The sequence below is a fragment of the Vibrio sp. 10N.222.55.C6 genome (genome assembly GCF_041473395.1).
In the GTDB taxonomy this organism is placed as follows: Bacteria; Pseudomonadota; Gammaproteobacteria; order Enterobacterales; family Vibrionaceae; genus Vibrio; species Vibrio crassostreae_C.
The window spans coordinates 1-623 of record NZ_JBFRSD010000793.1 but is presented as its reverse complement, the minus strand read 5'-3'; the positions used below and the strand labels follow the sequence as shown (position 1 = coordinate 623).

Genomic DNA, 623 nt, shown 5'->3' with positions numbered 1-623 from the left:
GAAAGTGGATAACAAAGATTTCCGAATCATTGAAGAGATGATTGTGAAGTCGCTGATTACTTCTCCAAAAAGTGGGACAGAGTTTGCCCTCGGTAAGAAGGTTAAAGTCAGTGGTCATGCTTGGGCTGGGTTAAGAACCGTTGAGAAGCTGCAAGTTAGTTACGACTACGGCACCACTTGGCATGATGCAAAGCTGAATAAGCCGGTAAACAAGGGCGCGTGGCAACAATGGGAAGCTGATCTAGACCTTCCCATGACAGGCTATTATGAGATCTGGGCGAAGGCGACCGATAGCGAAGGCGATAGCCAGCCAGTCGTGCAACCGCAATGGAATCCTAAAGGTTACCTGTTTAATGGTTGCCACCGTATCGCAGTAAGAGTGTCGTGATGCTGTCTATTTCCAATAAGCCTATCGATGGCCGTTCTAAACTTACCAATTTGGTTAATGGCCAGTCATTTCATGCAGACTCAACTCCTGCCAGCAAGCGCAGTTACCGTAAAGGCATAATGAGAGCGGCATTGGTGTGTAGCTTATTAACGTCGATGCTTGTTCATGCTGAAGACATTCCAGAAAACCCAAAAGAGTACTACGGCGTAGATAAAGCCTCGGGGCTGATCATGGC

Annotated in this window: 2 pseudogenes; both read left to right on the top strand. The window is 47.4% G+C overall.

The window, feature by feature from the left end:
- Positions 1-388, top strand: a pseudogene (locus AB4486_RS26220) (molybdopterin containing oxidoreductase); the annotation flags it as partial.
- Positions 388-623, top strand: a pseudogene (locus AB4486_RS26215) (cytochrome C); the annotation flags it as partial. The pseudogenes AB4486_RS26220 and AB4486_RS26215, both read left to right, overlap by 1 nt.